Origin of the sequence: Roseovarius aquimarinus (assembly GCF_043661195.1) — a bacterium.
GTDB lineage: Bacteria > Pseudomonadota > Alphaproteobacteria > Rhodobacterales > Rhodobacteraceae > Roseovarius > Roseovarius aquimarinus.
Genome location: NZ_JBIHMM010000002.1, coordinates 1 through 19,958 on the forward strand (window position 1 = coordinate 1; position 19,958 = coordinate 19,958).

General features: G+C 59.8%; 19 protein-coding genes. 7 read left to right on the forward strand and 12 right to left on the reverse strand.

What is annotated here, in order from left to right; genetic code table 11:
* Positions 1–369: 369 nt before the first annotated feature.
* Positions 370–1,101, reverse strand: coding sequence for a class I SAM-dependent methyltransferase (locus tag ACGRVM_RS07290; protein WP_377171353.1), 732 nt, complete (start codon positions 1,099–1,101; stop codon positions 370–372).
* A gap of 538 nt (positions 1,102–1,639) precedes the next feature.
* On the opposite strand from ACGRVM_RS07290, the gene ACGRVM_RS07295 reads away from it, so the two are divergent.
* Entirely contained in the window at positions 1,640–2,419 is a 780-nt protein-coding gene (locus tag ACGRVM_RS07295; protein WP_377171404.1) for an alpha/beta fold hydrolase, read from the forward strand.
* Between the two features lie 276 nt (positions 2,420–2,695).
* Here ACGRVM_RS07295 and ACGRVM_RS07300 read toward each other — a convergent pair whose 3' ends face one another.
* Positions 2,696–3,370, reverse strand: coding sequence for an SOS response-associated peptidase (locus tag ACGRVM_RS07300; protein ID WP_377171351.1), 675 nt, complete (start codon positions 3,368–3,370; stop codon positions 2,696–2,698).
* A gap of 307 nt (positions 3,371–3,677) precedes the next feature.
* On the opposite strand from ACGRVM_RS07300, the gene ACGRVM_RS07305 reads away from it, so the two are divergent.
* The gene (locus tag ACGRVM_RS07305; protein WP_377171349.1) at positions 3,678–4,568 is read left to right on the forward strand and encodes a helix-turn-helix transcriptional regulator; all 891 of its coding nucleotides are present in this window, start codon (positions 3,678–3,680) and stop codon (positions 4,566–4,568) included.
* A 286-nt stretch (positions 4,569–4,854) separates the two neighbouring features.
* Here ACGRVM_RS07305 and betC read toward each other — a convergent pair whose 3' ends face one another.
* The 4 genes from betC to proX are packed head-to-tail and all read right to left on the reverse strand — an operon-like array spanning position 4,855 to position 9,366.
* On the reverse strand, positions 4,855–6,378 hold the full coding sequence (gene betC / locus ACGRVM_RS07310) for a choline-sulfatase (RefSeq protein ID WP_377171347.1): 1,524 nt from the start codon (positions 6,376–6,378) through the stop codon (positions 4,855–4,857).
* A 3-nt stretch (positions 6,379–6,381) separates the two neighbouring features.
* The gene (locus ACGRVM_RS07315; protein ID WP_377171345.1) at positions 6,382–7,299 is read right to left on the reverse strand and encodes an ABC transporter permease; all 918 of its coding nucleotides are present in this window, start codon (positions 7,297–7,299) and stop codon (positions 6,382–6,384) included.
* An 8-nt stretch (positions 7,300–7,307) separates the two neighbouring features.
* A complete protein-coding gene (locus ACGRVM_RS07320; protein WP_377171343.1) occupies positions 7,308–8,327 on the reverse strand; it encodes a quaternary amine ABC transporter ATP-binding protein in 1,020 nt (339 codons plus the stop codon).
* 55 nt (positions 8,328–8,382) lie between these two features.
* A complete protein-coding gene (gene proX / locus ACGRVM_RS07325) occupies positions 8,383–9,366 on the reverse strand; it encodes a glycine betaine/L-proline ABC transporter substrate-binding protein ProX (protein ID WP_377171341.1) in 984 nt (327 codons plus the stop codon).
* Between the two features lie 50 nt (positions 9,367–9,416).
* On the opposite strand from proX, the gene ACGRVM_RS07330 reads away from it, so the two are divergent.
* Positions 9,417–10,379, forward strand: coding sequence for a LysR substrate-binding domain-containing protein (locus ACGRVM_RS07330; protein WP_377171339.1), 963 nt, complete (start codon positions 9,417–9,419; stop codon positions 10,377–10,379).
* 186 nt (positions 10,380–10,565) lie between these two features.
* Here the strand turns inward: ACGRVM_RS07330 and ACGRVM_RS07335 are convergent, their stop codons facing one another.
* From ACGRVM_RS07335 to ACGRVM_RS07355, 5 genes are read right to left on the reverse strand one after another with little or no spacing between them, the layout of a single operon-like run.
* Positions 10,566–11,207, reverse strand: coding sequence for a cysteine hydrolase family protein (locus ACGRVM_RS07335; protein WP_377171337.1), 642 nt, complete (start codon positions 11,205–11,207; stop codon positions 10,566–10,568).
* A 14-nt stretch (positions 11,208–11,221) separates the two neighbouring features.
* Positions 11,222–12,028: an ABC transporter permease gene (locus ACGRVM_RS07340; RefSeq protein WP_377171335.1), complete on the reverse strand. Its 807-nt coding sequence runs from the start codon at positions 12,026–12,028 to the stop codon at positions 11,222–11,224.
* Entirely contained in the window at positions 12,025–12,963 is a 939-nt protein-coding gene (locus tag ACGRVM_RS07345) for an ABC transporter permease (protein WP_377171333.1), read from the reverse strand. The genes ACGRVM_RS07340 and ACGRVM_RS07345 overlap by 4 nt, the downstream gene beginning before the upstream one ends.
* Positions 12,960–14,015: an ABC transporter ATP-binding protein gene (locus ACGRVM_RS07350; protein ID WP_377171331.1), complete on the reverse strand. Its 1,056-nt coding sequence runs from the start codon at positions 14,013–14,015 to the stop codon at positions 12,960–12,962. The genes ACGRVM_RS07345 and ACGRVM_RS07350 overlap by 4 nt, the downstream gene beginning before the upstream one ends.
* Positions 14,016–14,061: 46 nt before the next feature.
* Complete coding sequence (locus tag ACGRVM_RS07355; RefSeq protein ID WP_377171329.1) at positions 14,062–15,159, reverse strand: ABC transporter substrate-binding protein; 1,098 nt, start codon at positions 15,157–15,159, stop codon at positions 14,062–14,064.
* Positions 15,160–15,280: 121 nt separating this feature from the next.
* Between ACGRVM_RS07355 and ACGRVM_RS07360 the strand changes: the two genes are divergently transcribed.
* From ACGRVM_RS07360 to ACGRVM_RS07375, 4 genes are all read left to right on the forward strand, one after another.
* Entirely contained in the window at positions 15,281–16,177 is an 897-nt protein-coding gene (locus ACGRVM_RS07360; protein ID WP_394624038.1) for a LysR family transcriptional regulator, read from the forward strand.
* A gap of 110 nt (positions 16,178–16,287) precedes the next feature.
* Entirely contained in the window at positions 16,288–16,605 is a 318-nt protein-coding gene (locus tag ACGRVM_RS07365; RefSeq protein WP_377171325.1) for a DMT family transporter, read from the forward strand.
* Positions 16,606–16,664: 59 nt separating this feature from the next.
* Complete coding sequence (locus tag ACGRVM_RS07370; RefSeq protein ID WP_377171323.1) at positions 16,665–17,360, forward strand: DNA-binding protein; 696 nt, start codon at positions 16,665–16,667, stop codon at positions 17,358–17,360.
* A gap of 109 nt (positions 17,361–17,469) precedes the next feature.
* Positions 17,470–17,655, forward strand: coding sequence for a helix-turn-helix transcriptional regulator (locus ACGRVM_RS07375; RefSeq protein WP_377171321.1), 186 nt, complete (start codon positions 17,470–17,472; stop codon positions 17,653–17,655).
* A gap of 103 nt (positions 17,656–17,758) precedes the next feature.
* Here ACGRVM_RS07375 and ACGRVM_RS07380 read toward each other — a convergent pair whose 3' ends face one another.
* On the reverse strand, positions 17,759–19,957 hold the full coding sequence (locus ACGRVM_RS07380; protein ID WP_377171319.1) for an AAA family ATPase: 2,199 nt from the start codon (positions 19,955–19,957) through the stop codon (positions 17,759–17,761).
* Between the last annotated feature and the right edge of the window lies 1 nt (position 19,958).

Below are 19,958 nucleotides of genomic sequence, written 5' to 3' on the forward strand. Positions count from 1 at the left end.
TCGGCTGGCTTAGGGCAGCGAAGGCCTCAAGAGCGGAGTTATTATCCATATATCGAGAAATACCGATATAATGCGAGTGTGTCAAGCGCAGTTGTCTTGCTACGCAGCAAAAGCACGCTTTGTCCGCTGACCGACGTTTTAGCCGACAAAATGCTGCAGGATGTACGAACGGCTGGTTCGACGGGCCGCGCTGCAGCATCTGACGCCCCAAGCGGACGGCGGCTTTGGGCCGACCGCGGTCATCGGATCAACCCCTCAGGGATGATGATGGCCCAAGATCGAGTGCTGCACCGCCGCAAGTCAGCTTTGAGCCCTTCCACGACATTAGGTAGCATGCCGCCCGGCCGGTAGGACCGGGCGGCAACGAGATCAAATCTTGTATGCCGAAACCATTAACATCATTGGCCGCTCCACTTCGTCGGCCAGCTCTGGCATCGCCGCGATTTGGTCCGGCGTAGGTGCAAATTCCTCGATCCTGCGTAAGGTGAAGCCCGCGCCGATCAGGGTGTTGATCGTGGTCGCCAGTGTCCGATGCTGCTTCAGCACCCCCTCGGCGAACCAGTTGGTGCGGCGTTCACCTTCCGTCGAATAGCCGTTGATCGGCCATGTTTTCCGCCCGTCTTCGTCCTCAATCCAATGCGGATGGGCCGCCGCCATGAAGATCGGGTGTTCGATGGTGAAAACCAGATCGCCGGCGGGCGTCAGTGCGCGGTGGATCGCGCGCATCACCTGGCTGAAATCCTGCACGTAGTGGAAGGTCAGCGCGCTATAGACCAGATCGAACGCGGCTTCCTGCAGTTCGAGCGTGTCGAGATCGGCAATGCGATAGTCAATGGCGACATCGTCGGTGTCTGCCCGTGCCCGGTCGATCATGTTCTGCGAAAGATCGAGCCCCAGGACCGAGGCCGCACCGTTTTCGCGGAACCAGCGGGATGCCCAACCGAAGCCGCAGCCCAGATCGACCACGCGCTTGCCTGCTACGTCCGGCAGCAACGCGCGGATGGCGGGCCATTCCGGCGCGCCTTCCAGCCCTCGCACCTGCCGGGGAAGCTGGCTGTAGCCAGCGAAGAAATCGGGGTTGTCGTAGATATTCTGAGCCATGTTCATCTCCAGAGAAAGGGGGACGAGGCACGTTTTCCACGCAAAAAACCTCGTCCGAAAGGGCGAGGCCGAGGCTGGCGATCGGCGTGGTCAGGTCGCGTGATCGTCATCCCGGCATCCCGCCAAGGGGATACCGGCTGACCGGGCGACTATGTGGATGTCCTTCTCAACCATGTGAGCGGTATTGACCGTGAGGCGAGAAAGGTCAATATTACCGCTCCCGCGAACGGCTGGAATGTCCCGCTCTGCCGACCTTCACCCTCTGAAAATGCTGCGCGATGCACGAATGGCCGCTATGGTGAAGCTGCACCGCAGCGCTCGGCCTCGAAGCGAAAGGCTGGTTAGGGCCGTCCTTGACTGCGGCGGGACGACCGCACAGGGGTCAGGAATTGATATCTGCTGCGCGGGGGCGTCGGTGGCGGCGATGCGCAGGAGGACCGGAATATGCGCGTCCGCTGCACGCCGCCGTCGGCACGACGACCCGTCGGCTACCAGCACCACCGGCGGAACGAGTTTCGCTGCCGAGCGTTCCTTGAGCATGGAACTGAATTGCGAGCGTCACGGTGCCGGACCACCCTTGCTCCTGGTTCACGGGCTGGGTGGAAGCGTCCGGTCCTGGGACGGCATCCTGCCGATGCTTGCTCGCGGACGCGAGGTCATATTGGTCGATCTGCCTGGGCACGGGGGGTCTCCGGCGCTTCCGGGGCGCCAGACGATCGCCGCCCATGCGGACGCGCTCGAACACTTCATCGACCGGAACGGGCTCGCCGGCGTCGATACCGTCGGCAGTTCTGTCGGCGCGCGGCTGGTGCTGGAACTGGCACGGCGCGGCATCGGCGGCCACACGGTCGCTTATGATCCGGGCGGTTTCTGGCGCGGCTGGGAGACGGTGTGGTTCCGCTCCACGCTTGCAGCCTCGGTCCGGCTGGTGCGCCTCCTGCGGCGGCGCATTCCGGCGCTCTCGCACAGTCGCGCCGCGCGGGCCGTTCTGCTCGCGCAACTGTCGGCGAGGCCCGGCGCCCTTGATCCCCTGCTGGTCCGGAACGAGCTGACGGCCATAGCCGAGACAGACGTGTTCGACGCGATGCTGCGCGAACTGGCGCGTGGTCCGTTGCAGGAGGGGACCGCCACACCTCCGGGCCGCGTGACGATTGGCTGGGGCCGTCAGGACCGTCTCCTGCTGCCACGTCAGGCGGAGCGCGCACAAGCGGCCTTCCCCACCGCGCGGTTGCACTGGTTCGAGTGGTGTGGCCACTTCCCGCAATGGGACCGCCCGAAGGAGGCCGCAGAGGTCATCTTGAAAACGACGGCGAGATGAGGCGCGGATAACGGACGTGACCTCTCACGCGCGGTCCAGCTCCTCGAGAAACTGCATGATGAGACGGAGATAACTCGAGCGGATGCTTCCTTTGTCCGCTCCGCCGACCTTCACCTTCGAAAGTGATGCGCGAGGGATGGATGGCCGATATCGTGAAGCTGCATCGCAGCGTTCGACCATCAAGCCAATGGCAGGTCTGGGCCGAAAGTCGCGTATTTCGAAATACTCGTTGGTAGCGGTTGGTTGCAGCAAACGCCTCCTTTTTTGGGGGCGTATTTACCCACCTTCGTCCGCTCGAAGACCCTCACCCTGCTGCACAACCTCCATCTTTTCTGCCGGATACGGCCGAAGAAGCGTTTGGGCCGCGTTGGCGTTGCCGTTGAGCCAGGTCTCGTAGCTTTCGGGATCGAGAATGACAGGCATCCGTGACGGGTGAATCGGTCTTACGATGTCATTTGGCGTCGTCGTGACGACGGAATAGGTCTCGGCGGACTCAGGCCCCTCTTTCGTCTCGTATCGCGACAGTTGCCACATGCCGGCAAACGCAAATGGAGGGCGAGGCTCACTGCCCTTCAGGGCAAACCAGAAACAGGTGGCAGGGTTGCGCCCCTTCGCTTCGCAAAAACTCGATGCGGGAATGAGGCAGCGGCGATTGATGAAGCTCTTCCTCCACAGTCCAGCGCGGGTCAGCTTGTCGTCGCGCGCGTTGTTCCAGGCAGCCGGCTTGATGATCGCGCCTGTCTTCTTGGATTTGCTCGTCGTTCGGAAGCCCCAGGACAGGCTTACCAACTCGCGCTCCCCGTTCTCTTCAAGGCGGACCACCGGACCAGAATAATTCGGATAAATCGCGGTCAGCGGCTCGGCATTGCCAAGGTGGTCGTGCTCCGGCGAAACTTGGAAGAGCTGGCGCATTGCCTGTTGCGATGTGGTGTTGGAGTAGAGGTTACACATGAGCCCAAACTACAGCTGAAAGCGCCGTCGTGCCAGTTTTCGTCCATCCGCTGACGCCGCCGCAGATGCCCATTTCTTGGTGACCTGCGTGGTTCATCCGGGTTCCCGAATTGCAGTTCTTCAAATCTGAATATGGTCGTTCGCTAGGAAGCTAGGGGAAGTCATCTTTCAAGCGCGCCTCAGAACATCTCCCCGATCGCCACACCCCGTCTGCGGCACGACTTCAGCGATCAAGCGCACGCGGCGGGACGCGCCGTTCTAAGCCGGAGCTTAACAGTGCTATGAACATATTGAAAAGCTGGATCAAATGATCCAGAAACTCGATATGCAGTCCATCCTCTTTCCCACCGGCTTCAAACCTGAACAGAGCTCGCTTTACGAACTGTCGAATGACAGCGGTCTCAATTGGGAGACCGTTCGCACTGTGCTGCGCGGCGGCGGCAGTATTTCATCCCTAAACCGATTGCGCGCCGCACTAGGTCTGCGCTGGAGTTGGACGAATGAAATCGATGGGGTGGCGGCGGCGCAGGCACTCGCGGCCCGGCGCAAGGCAAAGCTATTGTCGCAGCGCGATATGGCCGCAAAACTTGGCGTAAGCCCCCAAACGATCGTAACGCTTGAAACCCGTTTCCGAGCACGGGTAGAGACACTGCGACGTTACTTGCGGGCGCTGGGGTTCATGAACATGCTCGCGGCGCCATCCAACCGGCTGGTGCCCAAGCCAAACCATGCGGAAGCAGACCTGGTTTTCACGCCAAGGAATCTCGCGGTCCACATCGTCAAGGCCTTTGCGGACGAGATTGGCGGCGCGGTGCTCGAGCCGGCACGGGGGGATCGCGCGTTCTACGATGCTTTGCCAGCACATGTGACCAAGCACTGGTGCGAGATCAGCGAGGGCCGCGATTTCTTCGACTTCACAACGCCGGTCGACTGGATCATCACTAACCCGCCCTGGAGCCGGTTTCGCGATTTCCTTGAGCATAGTTTGCGAGTGGCAGACAATGTTCTCTTTCTCGCTCCAGTCAATCATTTCGGAACGAAGAGACGTGTTTCGCTCGTCAGAGATGCCGGGTTTGGCCTCAAGCGCACGCTGTTCGTTCCATCGCCGACTGCTTGGCCGAGTTCGGGCTTTCAATTGGCGGCGGTTCATCTGCAGCGCGGGTGGAGTGGGGCGGCTGAAATCATGCATCACGACTAGAGCCGCGTATGTGCTTGTAGGGTCATGGGTCGGTCGCGATTTGGTTTATAAGTTGGCTTAGGCTCCGGACTGCACTGTAGGAAAATACTAGCAGCGCTGCTGCAAGCCTTCGGCGTGGGCATTCAGAGGTGTTACACAAAAGGATCGCTTAACGGCAGGCTCAAGTTTCCGCACCGGCCACTACCAATCAAGTCGGAGGTAAGTTTGCTCCACTGCTCAGACAAAACTTTGTTTGGCGATTGGCGCTGTTGAGCCGCGCAAAATCCAGCCCAGTTACGACGCCGATCTACTCGGCTGCCTCTGTCTGCACCGGCAGGTAAGCGAAGGCCCAGTCGTTGTAACTGCCTTGTCCGCGATACCACAGCACGTCTTGGCCTGGCTCCTCTCCATGGTTCCACCTCGGCATCTCGCCAAAGACGTATCCCTCAAGCACTTTCCGCCGTCTACGCTGACTCAGCTTAACAAGGTGCGTTAGATCGGCGCTGTTCCAGCGCTGCGCTATTTCGGACTGGAATTGTCCAAGAAGCTCGGCGTGCGCTTTAGAGAGGGCGAGGTTCACGCGCTCGTTCGGATCGTCTCTTAGGTCGAATAAGAGGGGCGGATCGTCGGTGGATGCGATGCATTTGTAGCGGCCCCGGCGGATCATCAGGATCGGCGCCGTGGTCGCTTCGGCTAGGTATTCAGCATAGATGGGACGCTCAAGGTCTGCTGGCTCACCAACAAGCGCCGTCAGATCACACCCTTCCAACGGCTCGACGTTGCTCGACCAGCCGGGAGCGGTCGCCAGACCCATGAAAGTTGGCAGCAGATCGACCAGCGAAACGGGTGTTGCGCAGCGGCCACTGTCGACATTCGGCGCCTTGATGATCAGAGGAACGCGCAGGGCAGGCTCGAAAAAATGCTTTTTGAACCACATGCCGCGCTCACCTAGCATCTCGCCATGGTCCGAACTGAAGATGATCGCGGTATTCTCGCTCTGGCCGAGCGCGTCGAGCGTATCGAGGATCTGGCCCACCATCGCGTCGATGAAGCTGATCGAGCCGTAATAGGCGCGACGCGCTCGTGCGATATCCTCGTCCGCGAACCGTGTGTCTAGCATGCCGAAATCCCTGAGAAGACGCTGCGAATGGGCGTCGTGCTGCTTAGCAGGCAGTGCCGGGACATGCGGCAAGGGAATGTCGGCGCCTTCGTAAAGATCCCAGTATTCCTTGCGGCACAGATAAGGCTCGTGCGGGTGGGTATATGAGACTTGCAGAAAAAAAGGTCGCTCGTCGCCAGCGCGGGCCATGTCGTAGAGATGCCGGATCGCCTTGAAGGTGACTTCCTCATCATAGTCGATTTGAACGGACCGCTCACAAATGCCGGAAACGACGACGCCGCGCGAATCGTTCGTGTCACGCTTGCCTTCGTTCCCCCAACTAGGCACCCAAGAGAAGTCTGCAGGATAAAGATCAGCCGTCAGGCGTTTCTCGAACCCGTGATGCTGGTCTGGCCCGATGAAATGCATCTTACCCGAAAGCGCTGTCTGGTACCCTTCGGCGCGTAGGTAGTGCGCGTAGGTCGGCACCGATGCGGGCATTTCCGCCGCATTGTCATATGCACCGATCGTCGAGCACAGTTGACCCGCGGCCATCGAGAAGCGGGAGGGCGCACAGAGAGGAAAATTGCAGTAGGCGGTTTCGAAGACCATGCCGCTGTCGGCGAGCCTGTCGAGATTGGGTGCGTGACACACCTTGTCGCCGTAGGCCCTCAGAGATTGTGCGGTTAATTGATCAACTTGAATGAAGAGGATGTTGGGTTGGCCTCTCATAACTTATCCTTTTCGAAACATGCGATGCACCACTCCGGCGGGCCCGGTGCGATACCATTTCTTGTGGCCGCGTTCGCGCGATGACATCCCGAAGCTCTGACTGATGCGATCGATCACTATTGCGAGGAAGACGATCCCGAGGCCGCCGATGGTTGCCAGACCCATATCGAGGCGACCGATTCCGCGCAGAACCATCTGACCCAAACCCGTGACCGAGATCATGGAGGCCACAACCACCATCGAAAGGGCCATCATGATCGTCTGATTCACTCCGGCCATGATGGTCGGCATCGCGAGCGGTAATTCGATCTTGACCAGCGTCTGCCGGCGGCTCGCTCCGAAGGCCCGAGCGGCTTCGACCATATCCTGACGCACCTGACGTATGCCCAGGTTGGTCAACCGCACGACCGGCGGCAGAGCGTAGATGAAGGTCACGATTACGCCCGACACGTTACCGATCGAAAAGAGCATCACCACGGGCACGAGATATACGAAGGACGGGATCGTCTGCATCAGATCCAAAAGTGGGCGCAGCACGGCCCAAAACCTGTCATTTCGGGCAGCGGCGATCCCGAGCGGAATGCCGATCAGCGAGCAGAAGATGACGCAAGTCAGCACGATGGAAAGCGTCACCATGCTCTCTTCCCATGCGCCCATGAGGCCGATGCCTAGCAAGGCGGCCGCGGAAATGGCCGCCAGTTTGCGACCACCGGCTTGCCACGCGATGAGAACGATGAGCCCAAGGATCAAAAGATCGGGCGCGCCGGTAAGTCCGTCCTCCAGCGCGCCAAGCACGATATCGAAGGGAACCTTGATCGCCTGAAAGATAAAGCGGAAATGCGTAACTACCCATTGCAGGAGGGCGTCGACCCACTCCCCGACCGGCACCCACTCGGTGTCGAATATGTTCCAAAGGTCCATATTTGCTCCTATCCGCGCAAGGCGCTTAGCGCGTCCTTGATAGTGATGACACCCAGCGGGGCGCCCTCGGCATCGACCACCGTGACTGGACCTAGATCGTCCATGAACGCATCGATGACGGTGCCGAGATCGCTTTGTGCCGTCACTTTCTTTTGTGTCGGCGCATGGCCGTTCAGCCGTGTCATCAGGCTTTCCGCCCGAACGAGGCTGACACGGCTGATGCCTTTGACGAACTCGGCGACATAGCCATCGACGGGCTGGGTCACGATCTCTTCGGGGGTGCCGATCTGAACAATTTCGCCTTCATTCATGATTGCGATACGGTCGCCCATGCGGATGGCTTCATCCAGATCGTGTGTGATGAAGACGGTCGTCTTCTTGAGCTTTTGGGACAATGTCAGAAACTGATCCTGCAATTGACGCCGGATGAGCGGGTCAAGCGCCGAGAATGGCTCGTCCATCAGCAGTATCTCCGGATCGGCCGCAAGGGCGCGCGCGAGTCCTACGCGTTGTTGCATGCCGCCAGAAAGCTGGTCAGGATAGTGGTCCGCCCAGCCATCCAGATCCATAGATCCAAGCGCTTTTTCGGCGGCTGCACGCCTCTCTTTCACGGGAATGCCGCGCACTTCGAGACCGAAGCCCACATTGCCCGCCAATGTCCGGTGCGGCCAGAGCGCCATGTGTTGAAAGACCATTCCAATGGTTCTGGACCTCAACTCGAGCAGTTCGGGCTCGGCCATGGTATCGACCCGTTGCCCACCGACATGGATTTCGCCCGATGTCGGATCGATAAGGCGATTGATGTGGCGCACCAGGGTGGACTTGCCCGATCCCGAAAGCCCCATGATGCAGAAGATCTCACCCTTTGCGATGTCGAAGCTCGCATCATGAACGCCCAGAACGCAATCGAATTCGTCTCGCACCTCGTCTTTGCCGAGGTTGCGCTGCCGTATGGCGTCCATCGCTTCATTGGCGCGGGCGCCGTAGATCTTCCACAAATTCTTGCAACTGATTGCCAGCTCGGCCACGATGTATCCCCCGGCGGTCAAGGGCAGGGCGCGCCTGCGCGCGCCCTTGCCATAATCACTCGGCTGCTTTTGCGGCTTTCTCGACCCAAGCGTCGAACTGTTCCTGATTTGCAGCCACCCATTCTTCGGCCTGCGCGCGAAAGTCCTCAAGTGTATCCTCGCCGTCCCTCAGCTTGATCTGGGCTGCGTTCACAGCCGAGATTGGGATCTCAACGAGGTCGAGAAATTTCGCGGCTGCTGGATTGCTTTCATAAAAAGCGCGATTCGAGACAGCGTAGACATCATTGACGGGGAACCCTGGGTCAAAACCGTCCACACCGACGGTCTCGCTGTCGTCGCGTGCTGGCACACCAATCTGAACACTGTCTTCGCCGGGCACCAGAACGTCGCTGATCCAGTTTGGCGTCCAAGTGTAATACAGGATCGAGCCCCCGCCCTCATAACGGGTGATCGTGTCTGCCATAATAGCGAAATAGCTGCCCTGGTCATGTTCGACCGTATCTCTCAGCCCATACGCGTCGAGATGATCTTCGATGCGAAGCTCACAGCCCCAGCCGGGATTGCACCCTGAAAGGTTCGCTAGGCCATCGCCATCACTGTCGAAAAGAACGGCGATCTCCGGATCCTGTAATTGACCGAGATTGGTAATCCCGTGCGTCTCGGCGGTTGCCTTGTCGATGAAGTAACCCTGGCCGGCGCCAGAAATGACGACATGGTCGCGCACCATCACGGCGTCGCCGCCCGATCTCTCATAGAAGTCGTCATGCAGTGGCTTCCAGTTGTTGATCGTGTAGTCGGCATCACCTGATGCAACGGCGAGATGCAACGCCGGAAAATCCGCTTCCCGCGTCTCCTCAACCTCATATCCGAGCGCTTCGAGGCCCAGTTGAACAACCATGTGCTGAAACCAGGCATTGGCTGGCGACCCCTTGATCGGGTTGAGGGTCACGCCCTCACCGGGTTTGTCCTGCGCGGTGAGCGGGGTAGCCAGCGCCATACACGCGACTGCACTTGCGGTGGACAGCGATAGCGTCTTCATCAGTCATCTCCTCATCGTGTGATACAGGCGTCTCAATTGGGGTCGATGATATGACCCTGGCGACTTCTGTGAAGTTGCTGATTTGCTATCACGCTGTTAACCTGAGCGTTATGCCAAAGCTGCGCAGAGATCTTCATATCTACAAGAACCTTGTGACATTCGAAGCCGCATCGCGCACGGGTAACTTTACGCGCGCTGCCGAGGAGCTGGGTCTGTCGCGCGTCGCAGTAAGCCGTCAGATCGCTGAGCTGGAAATGAATCTGGGACAACGACTCTTCCTGAGAGGCCACCGAAAAGTGTCTCTGACCGCCGCCGGCTCGTCTTTCGCGGAGGCGCTTAATCCGGCGCTTCATGCCATAGCGGATCTGCTAGAACGCCAGCGTGTCAGTCCGCGTGGGTCGAGGGTGACCGTCACAGTGACTTCGGCATTCGCGACATACTGGCTGATGCCGCGTCTTGCGGGGTTCGGCGCAGACCATCCTGATATCGAAATCAACCTCATCGTCTCCGACCGTTACCTCGATATCTCTTCGGAAGGCCTCGACATCATCGTCCGATACATGCCAGCCACGATGGCAGACGAAAGTTGGACACCGCTGGTTCGGGAGACAATATTCCCGGTCTTCAGCCCCAACTATGCAGCGCGAACAGCGCTTGCGCAGCCCGAGGATCTTCTCCGAGAAAGGTTGCTTCATCTCTCCGGGCGCTATCGCGCCGAAGCAAGATGGCCTCATTGGTTCAGGCAACACGATTTGCAGCCACCCGAAGAACGGTCAGGAATTCAGGTCAACACCTATCCTCACATGCTACAGGCGGCGCTGGGAGGTCAGGGCGTTGCCTTGGCTGGTCATCCCCTGGTCGACGGGTTTCTCAAGGACGGAACGCTTCTTCGGATGAAAGCAATCAACGCCATCGAGAGGGAATACTATTACTTACGAGTGGCGACCATGTCAGAGAGTTCCCGCCTGTTTTGCGACTGGCTCGTCGATGAAGTGCAAAAGGATGATGCCTGAAACCCCTTGCGAGAAGCCGGTTTCATCGCCCGAAAGCTAGCCGCCACTGATCTGCTTCTGCTCGCCTGATTACGTGAAGCTAAAGCGTCTCAATTCTGAAATTACGTGCAAGCTAATCTCAGGACGCGCATTGCGCGCCAATTCCAAAAGCGCTGGAGATTGACTACCTTCCAGTGCGCCTAGTGATCATGCGACTGATCTGGCTCGCGAAGCCTCGCCCATCGCTTCAATTACCTCGTCGATGCCGCGGCGTGCACCGGCTTGCAAGTATTCCATCGCTCGCAAGGCACCCTCGTGAGCCTCAATGCTGGATCCGGCAACACAATCCTCGATCACGCGGCAGAAATAGTCTGATTGGTGCGCGTCGACGAAGGTGTAGTGCACGCAGACATCGGTGAGTCCGCCGCACAGAAGGAGTGTATCTGCTTTCAACCCCCGCAGGAGGATCTCGAGATCGGTTCCAAAGAAGGCCGAATAGCGCCGTTTCTTGATCGTGTAATCGTCCGGGCGGATGCCCATCTGTTCGACCGCAAGTTCGGTATTCGGGTTGCCTTCGACACAGTGCACATCCTCGCTACCGTCGAGCTCGCGGCCGAAATCAACGTGATCGGGGCGATGCGCCTCCTGAATGAAGATCACCGGAACCCCGGCCTCGCGGGCCGCGTCGATTGCGCGCCGTGCGCGCAGCATGCGCTCGGCGTAATCGGGCATATGGTCGATGGCGCGCTCGGCGCTCGTATCGGCGAAAGTGCCCGCCTGGATGTCAATTACGATGAGCGCCGGGCGCCCCTCGATGAGCGCGCGCTTTTTCAGATTGGGATTTGCCATGGAGGGTGCTCCTGTCAGTTCGTGTTCGTGTGATCCGCACCCAGAAGGCGCGGCAGATTACCGAATCTCGCGATCAGCGAGAAAGCGATGATTGAGACCGTGATGAAGGTTATTGCGCCGACAGCCATCGTGGGCGTGAAGCCATTGCGCAGCGAGTTGAAGATCTTGACCGTCACCGTCGAGTAGGCCGAGGACGAGACGAAGAACATGATGATGAACTCGTTGAAGCTGAGCACGAGGACGAAGAAGAATCCCGAGGCCGAATAGGGCATCATCTGTGGGAAAACGATCGTGCGGAAGATGGCCCGCCCATCCGCTCCCATCGTGCGCGCGGCATCGATATGCGCCGGATCGATGGATTGCAGCCCGATCGAGATCATCACGATCGGCAGCGCCAGAAAGAACGCAGTGTGGCTGAGCACCCCCGCCCACATGTGGCCGAGGCCACCGGTGAAAGTCCACAGGAACGACAGCCCGACCCCGAAGACGATGGGCGGCAACGCGAAGGGCAAGGTGCCTAGCCCGGCGATCGCCTTGGACAGCCCGCTTCCATGCCTCCAGAGGCCGTAGGCGATCGGCCAAGCCAGAAGTACCGCCAGGGCCGCGCTGCCGCCTGCGGTTACCAGCGAATTGCCCAGGGCGCGCACCCAGCTTGGGTCGGTGTAGAAGAATTCGGCGAAGCGATCGAATGTCACATCCTTGGGCGGGAAGAGCATGGATCGGCCACCGTTCAGCGCGGCACCCATCACGACCATGATCGGCAGGACGATGAAGAGCGCACAAAGACCCATATAGGCTTTTCCGAGTAAGCGTAGCGTCATGCCCGACCCTCCTTCTTGCGCGTGAGCCATGTGCTGAAGAGCAGCACTGCCCCCGCCGACACCAGAAGAACCATCGCCTGCGCGGCCCCGAACGGCGCATCGAGCGCGATTCCTCGGACGGACTCGTAGATCGCGATGGCCAGCGTCTGCTTCGACGTGTCGGCGAAGACCGCGACCACAACGTAAGCCCCGAGGAGAAACACGAAGAGGACCAGCACCGCGCCGATGACCGGCAGGCGCACTTGTGGAAGAACAACGGTCCGGACCACAGTGAAGGGTCGCGCGCCCATCGTGCGAGCCGCCTCTTCGGTTGAGCGGTCGAGACGCGAGAGCGGCGGATAAAGCAGGATCACTGCATAGGGCCAGACGAGGTAAGTCATCGTGACGATCGTCGCGAGGCCAGAGGGCTTGAACTTGACATTACGCGGCGTGGCGAGCCCCCAATCCCTCAGCGTGCCAAACCAGCCGGCATCCTTGAGCCAATCGGTGATGCCGGTCTCGCGGAACAGCATCGGCAGCCCCGATCGAGCCGACAACAAGACGTCCCAGCCCATCGCCACGAACACCTCGGACAGCGATACGCTGGAGAGAAAGAAGATCAGCCAGAAGGTCTGCCTCCGCGACGATCCGCGGGTCATCAGGTATGTGAACGGAAAGGCGGTCGCGACCGCAGCGATGGCAGCGACCATCGCATAGTAGATCGAATACCAAAGCTGGCTCAGGTGCAGCGTGGAGGTGGTTTGCGGCCAGTCAGCGCCGACGAAGAACCGTTTGTAGTTGCCTAGGGTCAGTCCCCATTCCCAGTAGGCGCCATCAATCTTCTGCCCCAGGCTGACGGCAATGATCAGCAGGAACGGGATGAGGCATAGGAATGCGATGACCGCGAGCAGAAGCAGCCTTTTTGCGACGCCTGTTCGGGCAGCAGCCTCAATCATGCCGCGTCACCCGGCAACAAGCGCAATGCCGCCTTTGGAAGATGCGCATTCACCCTGTCGCCCGCCTTGAGCGGTATGCCCTCCATGTCTCCCGCCTCGACCGCGACCGGGCCGTGTTCGGTCACAAGATGGATCTCGCGAACCGGCCCCAGATCACGCACGAATTTCACATCTGCAGCAATCACGTTGTCGCCAGAGCTTTCCGGCCCCAGCCGCACCTTCTCTGGGCGACAGAATAGCGTGACCGGAGCGTTCTCGGCCGCCCGCATCTCGGCGGGCACCTCGAACCTAAGTGCGCCAATCTTCACGGCTCCGTCGCTGAAAGTGCCCTTCAGAAGGTTTGCGCTGCCGATGAAGGACGCGACGAAGGCGTTCGCTGGCTCGTGATAGATTTCCTGCGGTGTGCCGATCTGCTCGACCCGGCCGCTCGACATGACAACGATCTTGTCGGCCATCGTCATCGCCTCGCGTTGATCATGCGTCACCACGATCGTAGTGATGCCGAGCTTCTGCTGGAGCATCCGCAATTCCATCTGCATGTCGCCCCGCAACTGCGCATCCAGGGCCGACATCGGCTCATCCAGAAGAAAGACTCCCGGCTCCTGCGCGAGAGCACGGGCGATCGCGACGCGCTGGCGCTGGCCGCCCGATAGCTCGCCAATCCGGCGTGTGCCCAGATGGCCAAGCTGGACGAGCTCCAGTAGCTCTTTCGCCCGGGCCTCCCGTTCGGCACGCGGCACGCCTTTGAGAGTGAGGCTGTAGGCGATGTTCTCGGCCACGTTCATGTGCGGAAAAAGTGCGAAAGACTGGAAAACCATGCCGAAATTCCGCCGCTCGGCCCCTTTCGACGTTATGTCCTCATTCTCGAACAGGATGCGGCCCTTCGTCGGTGCCTCAAGACCGGCAATCATACGCAGAAGAGTCGTCTTGCCGCATCCTGACGGCCCCAGGAGGGCCGTCAGTTCTCCGTGCCCGAACTGCAGATCCAGCCCCTCGACGGCTACGAAGGAGCCGAAGGTCTTGCGAACGTTCTGAAGGATGAGGTCCGACATTTCTGCTGACTCCTGCAGTTGCGCGGGCGGGCTGGCTGAACGGCGCTCAGGCGCCGGCCACCATCTTGTTCCATGCCTCTTGAATGAAGCTTTCGTTGTCGATGTAAGCTTCGTAGGCGGGCGTGATCGTGGGAGTGCCCGATACGGCGTCGAGCTCCTCTTGGCTGAGATCAGTGAGAGAGGGATCGACCACGGGCGCGGTTCCGATCTTGCGGGACATGATCGCCTGCGTCGCTGGATCGCACGAGAAGTTGACGAATTCATGCGCTTCATCGGATTTCTCAGACAAAGGCGAGAGCGTCCAGGAGTTGTGGCTGATCGGATTACCTTCCTTCGGAAAGATTGAGGCGACAGGGTGACCGTCGGCAGCCATCAGCCCGGTCACGTCGTGGAAATACTCGCCCGCAACGACGTCGTAATTCTTCAGCGCCTGCTCCATCTGGCTCTCCGAGCCATACCAGAGTCCCACGTTGGGCCGGATTTCGGCCGCCTTGGCAATCAGAGCTTCGATGCCTTCGCGCGTCTCAAAGCTGGCGGCACCGTCGAAGAAGGTTGCGGCGATGATGTCGAGGAAGAACCAGTTGTAGCCCTTGGGCAATCCAAGGCTCGCCTCGAAGCGCCCAGTATCCCAGAATTCCGCCCAGCTTTCCGGTCGCTCAACCTCATCGGTGTTGATGACCATCGAATAGAAGAAACTCATGGCAGCCACGCCGGTCAGGCCTGCTTCGTCGCGGTGTAGAAATTTCTCGTCGAGGTTGGAAAGGTTCGGGATGCGTTCCGGGTCGAACGGTGCGTAGAGATCGCCGATGCGTGAGCCCTTGATGAGCGAAAACGGCGTGAATAGGGACACATCGGCTGGAACGATGCCGGCGGCCTTGGCCTGCTGCATCGTCAGCATCCAGCCCGTCGAGTCGGATTGGGTGACGCTTTCAACTTCTATGCCGGTCGCCTTGGTGAACTCGGGATAGACGTGTTCCTTGAAGCTATTCTCGAAGTACCCGCCGTAGGCGCCGACCTTGAGGCTGCGCGCTTGTGCGATTGCAGGTGCGGCCAGCAAGCCCCCGGCGGCGGCAACACCTGCGGCTGCCGAGGTCTGCAGAAGCGTCCGCCGGGTCATGGCATGAGTTATGGTCTTGCGATGCATATCTTGGTTCCTCCCGATCGTGATTTTACTCTTCGTTCTTGTTGAGAAGCCTAGACAGAAGCCTGCCTGCACCAAAACGCCTATTTGTTGCGCTCAGCGAAGCCTGAAGCTACGCTAGGCCATGGTCCGAGCAACCTCATATCTGAATGCCGTGCGCGCTTTCGAGGCGGCGGCACGGTTTGAGAGTTTTGCCAAGGCCGCCGAAGAGCTGAAGGTCAGTCACACAGTCATCAGCCGCCATGTGCGCAATCTCGAGCGATGGCTTGAGACCGAGCTTTTCCAGCGCGATGGTAACCGGGTGAGGCTCACGCCCGCCGGACGCATGATCTCGCCAAAGATCACGGGTGCAATGGTTGCGATTGACGATGCGTTTCAATCCATCGGTAGCGGCGAGACGCGGCAGACCGTCCATGTCGTGGCAGAGCCAGCCTTCGCGTCACTCTGGCTGCGCCGCCACCTCGACGACTTCCGCGCGCGGTATCCGCGCTTCGAGCTCGACCTCAAGGCCTCGTGGAGTCCGCCGACTGCAGAGCGCAGCGGCATTGATGTCGTCATACATTTCGACACTCGATTCCCGCAAGGCGATGAGACGGCGACCCGCCTCTTTCCGATCGACGCATTTCCCGCAGCGGCCCCTCGATTTCTGGAAGATCACCCGGCTCCTGGAGGAGAATACGACATGGCGCACGTGCCGCTCGTTCACGATCACGGCGTCAGCGTCTGGCGCGGCTGGTTCGAAGAACACGAAGCCAGCTCGAACAACTGGAAAAGCGGCCGCGTTTACTCGGACCTTTCGCTCGCGATTGACGCAGCGACTGATGGAGAAGGGGTGATCCTTGCCGACGATATCCTGTGCGAGCGGGAGCTGGCGACAGGCGTTCTCGTGCAACTCGACAAGCGCAAGACGCGCTGTGCGTGGTATAGCGCTCACTTCATCGACGAAAGCCGGTCCAATGCCGCCTGCCGGGCGTTCAAATCCTGGCTCATGGAGGCGACGCAGGATCTTCGGCCCGCGTGACCTTCTGTAGCCACGCGCTTGAACATCCTCGCCCGTGATTATAGATGATCCATGCGAGGACGACCTCAGCCTGTGTTTCTATACCGGGACGACCCGGAGTTGGAGTGAACATGGCTTGGGTATACCTTCTTGTCGCTGGCCTGCTCGAGATCGTTTGGGCAAGTGCTATGAAACAATCTCACGGATTCACGCGCGCAGTGCCAACCGCGATCATGGTTGTCACGATGCTTGGCTCTTTCAGTCTGCTGGCACTGGCCATGCGGACCCTTCCTCTCGGGACTGCTTATATGATCTGGACCGGCATCGGCGCGATCGGAGCCTTCATGATTGGCATTTGGCTCTTCGGCGAGCAGACTTCCCTCATGCGCATATGCGCCGCGGCGCTCATTGCATCGGGCATGATCCTGATGAAGATGTCAGGTGAGTAAGGGGCGCGTGCTGTTGATTTCGCCGGAGATCGAACGGCGCTCCCATCAGAGAAGCTGCAATGATCCATATCAGCGAAAGCCAGGTCGGCGATTATAGAGCGCGATCTGGTGTAAAGATTCTTGATTATTACCGTAACCCTTACGGTAACAGCCCTCTAAACCCGCATTTAACCGCGCTCCGCTATCTCCTGCCTCAGACCACAGACCGGAGAATAAGGATGGCGAAGCAGTTACTTACCAAGAAGATCGTCGCGGAAACAATTTCGCAGCTCGAGAAAGATGGCGCAGAGGTCACGGCCAAGGCGATCCGTGATCGCGCGGGGGTGGGATCATATTCGACAGCCGCAAAATTGCTCGAAGAGATCCGCGCGGAGGAAGATGCGCTGCTCAGCATGCCCGAGCATGTCGCAGACGAATTCGGTGGGTTCAAGAACTTCATCTGGACGACCGCCATGTTTCACGCGACGCGGGTTTTCGAGGCTGACCGGATGCTTCTCGAGCGTGACCGTGACCGTGCGGAAGCTCTGGCGCGCGAGCGGCTTGCCGTGGTCACGGAACTCGAGGCTGCGGCTGTAGTCGAGGAAAAGCGCACTCGCCAGATGGAAGATCGACTGCGCGAAGCCAGAAAGATTATTGGGGATCTTGAGCGCAAGCTTTCAGGGGAGCGCACTCGTGCGGAGACGCTTCAAGCCGTGGTGGCGTCTATGACCGGGACCACGGGCGCCGATATGGCACAGAAAGACACCCCAGCATGACATGTTTCGGGCTTCTCGGCATCTTCCCCCCCAGCCATGCCCTTCTTTAAACCCCGCCGAAACCATCTTCCGTTAAGTTCTCATTAGTCATTTCAAGGAAGGAATTCATATGACCATCGAGAACAGAATCTATAACCGCGGCGAAGTCGAAGAGATGACTGGGCTCAGCAAATCAAGCCTCTATCGGCTCATGTATGCGGGTGATTTCCCGCAAACTGTGCAGCTGTCCCCCCGGCGTGTTGGCTGGTCCGGATCCGCGCTGCGCGCCTGGCTCGCTGAGCGCGGTGCACTTTGAATGCCGCATCTTTGCGCGGGCTCGGATCTCCGATGCTGCAGCCCGCAAACGCGCGTCCCGGCAACCGCAATTCCGGTTGCCGGGACGCTCGGCTCAATGGCCCTCAGGGGTCGGTCCCGGATGTGTATCCTGAGGTCGGAACATCCGGCATGAGCGCGGGCCCGCTGTCTAGCCTCCGCCTGGCTCCCTTGTCGCCCTTGCCGGTTTCGATCTTCCGGATCCAACTTTCGAGTGCTTCGCCTTCAAGCATTCTGGCCTTGAAGAGCGCACGCCCCATGCCCTTGAGCAAGGCCTCATGCTCCCCCAATACAGAGATTGCCCGCGCCTCGGCCGCCTCGAGGCGGTCCCGAACTCTTGCGGCGTTTTCCGGATCATGCAGATAAAGGCTGTGATCAAGATCGGTCCATGCAAGACCTTCGGCGCCAAGGCCAAGTTTCGTGTCGATCTCCGCAGCCTTCCGGGTCGCCTGGGCAAGATCCGATGTTTCGCTGCCACCTGAACCGGCAGTGGGGGCGCCGAACACCACGCGCTCCGCGGCGCGGCCTGCAAGCAGGTGGATCAGCTGGTTCTCGCAATCAGTGATGAGGCCCTCAGTGCGAGTGGAACTGACCCATGTCCCGCCACCAGTGGTCGTCAGCGCGACGCGGTTGACGCGCCCCATACCCAGAAACTGATGCACAATCGCGTGGCCGCATTCGTGGATCGCGACCCGGTATTCAAGCGCGGGATTGCGCGCTTCTGCGCCGAATTCCGTGAGGAGATCGCTTACCTGAAGAGCCCGGGCTTTAGACCTCGCACGGGTGCGAGCCGCGCGGAGCGCGCCGTCGATCTCCGCCGCGCTCCGGCCTGCGGCAGCGGAGACCAGATGCTCGAGATCCGCCTCGCCGGGTTCTTCGGGAAGCCCATCCCGGAGCATCCTGCGCAATGCCATCCTGCCTGGTAGAGGAACCTCTACCTTCATGTCGAACCGGCCAGGCCTGAGGGCGGCGGCATCGATCCGATCGGGAAAGTTGCAGGTGCCGACCACAATTAGCCCCGCAAGATCCTTTAGGCCGTCCATAGACTCGAGAAAGCCATTGATCACCTGGTGGGTGTAATTGGCATTATGCTTCTCGAGGCTGGCGCGGTCGCCGAGCGCATCCACTTCGTCGATGACGAGGATTGAGGGACGCGCTTGCGCCGCTTCCTGGAAGGTGTCACGCATCGCCTTCAGCATGTCTCCGAGATGGCCAGCGGCCTGCCATTGGGCGAAACTGCCCCGCACGAGGGTGACACCCGCACTGTTGCCCATCGCCGAGGCCAAGAAAGATTTGCCGGTGCCTGGAGCGCCGTGGAAGAGGACCGATCTCTGCACCTCCGACCAGGCGAGGTGCCCATCGCGCCAATCCTCGAGGTCCGACACCATTTGCCGCGCCACCTCCTCGGCGGGGCCATAACCCACGATATCTGCAAGAGTCGGACCTTCTCGGGTATTTTGGGTGGCCAAAGAGAGCAGCCTTGCGGCAAATGATACGGCGTCTCGTTCGCGCAAGGCGGCGGCCAGGCGCGGCCAGGAGAGATCAGACGTAAGATCGGACAACATCTCTTGAACCTTTCGCGCTTCCGAGTTGGACGGTGAATAGACCTCATCGGTGAGCGCCGAGACAATGCCACTCGAGATCGGTGAAAGGCGCTGTGGGGTCGGCAGGCAATTCAGCATGTCTCTCGGCACGTGGCCGAAGCTCGGGGCGAGCAAGAGAACCGGATGTGGAGATTCCAGCGCCGCCATGATCTTGCTTCTTTGGTCACGGGTGTCTCTGCGATACTCCGGCTCCATCAATGTGAGTGCGAGCAAAGTCGATCCTGGAGCGCCTTTCGGCAGATATGTATCTGACCCGAACGTCACCTCTTTGTCGAACAGCGCGGTCTCGAAAAGCTCGAGAATGGCATTCACCGACGCGTCCCCGACCTCGATCAATGTCAGCGCGCCGGGGTTCAGCATCTTGTTGATGTTCGATTGCGTTTCAAATGTCCCACAGAGGCGGAAAAGCAGGGTGAGATCACGCGGCTGCGTTCGCGGGTGCGGCCGCGGCTTTGGAATGCGCTTCTTGGATTTGTCAGACTGGTCCGTTTGACTGGTCTTCGCGATGACCCGCCGCTTCGCTTTGGACTCTCGCAGCGGCTCTTCATCGCGGAGCAGAGCCTCCTCGGTGAACGGATCATCCTCCTCCGTCTTTCGGGCTCGGCCGGGCTGGCTTCGTAGGCGCTCCAGTGCTTGGGCAGCAAGCGGACGCCATGTAGCTTCGGTATTCGTTTGGGTCATA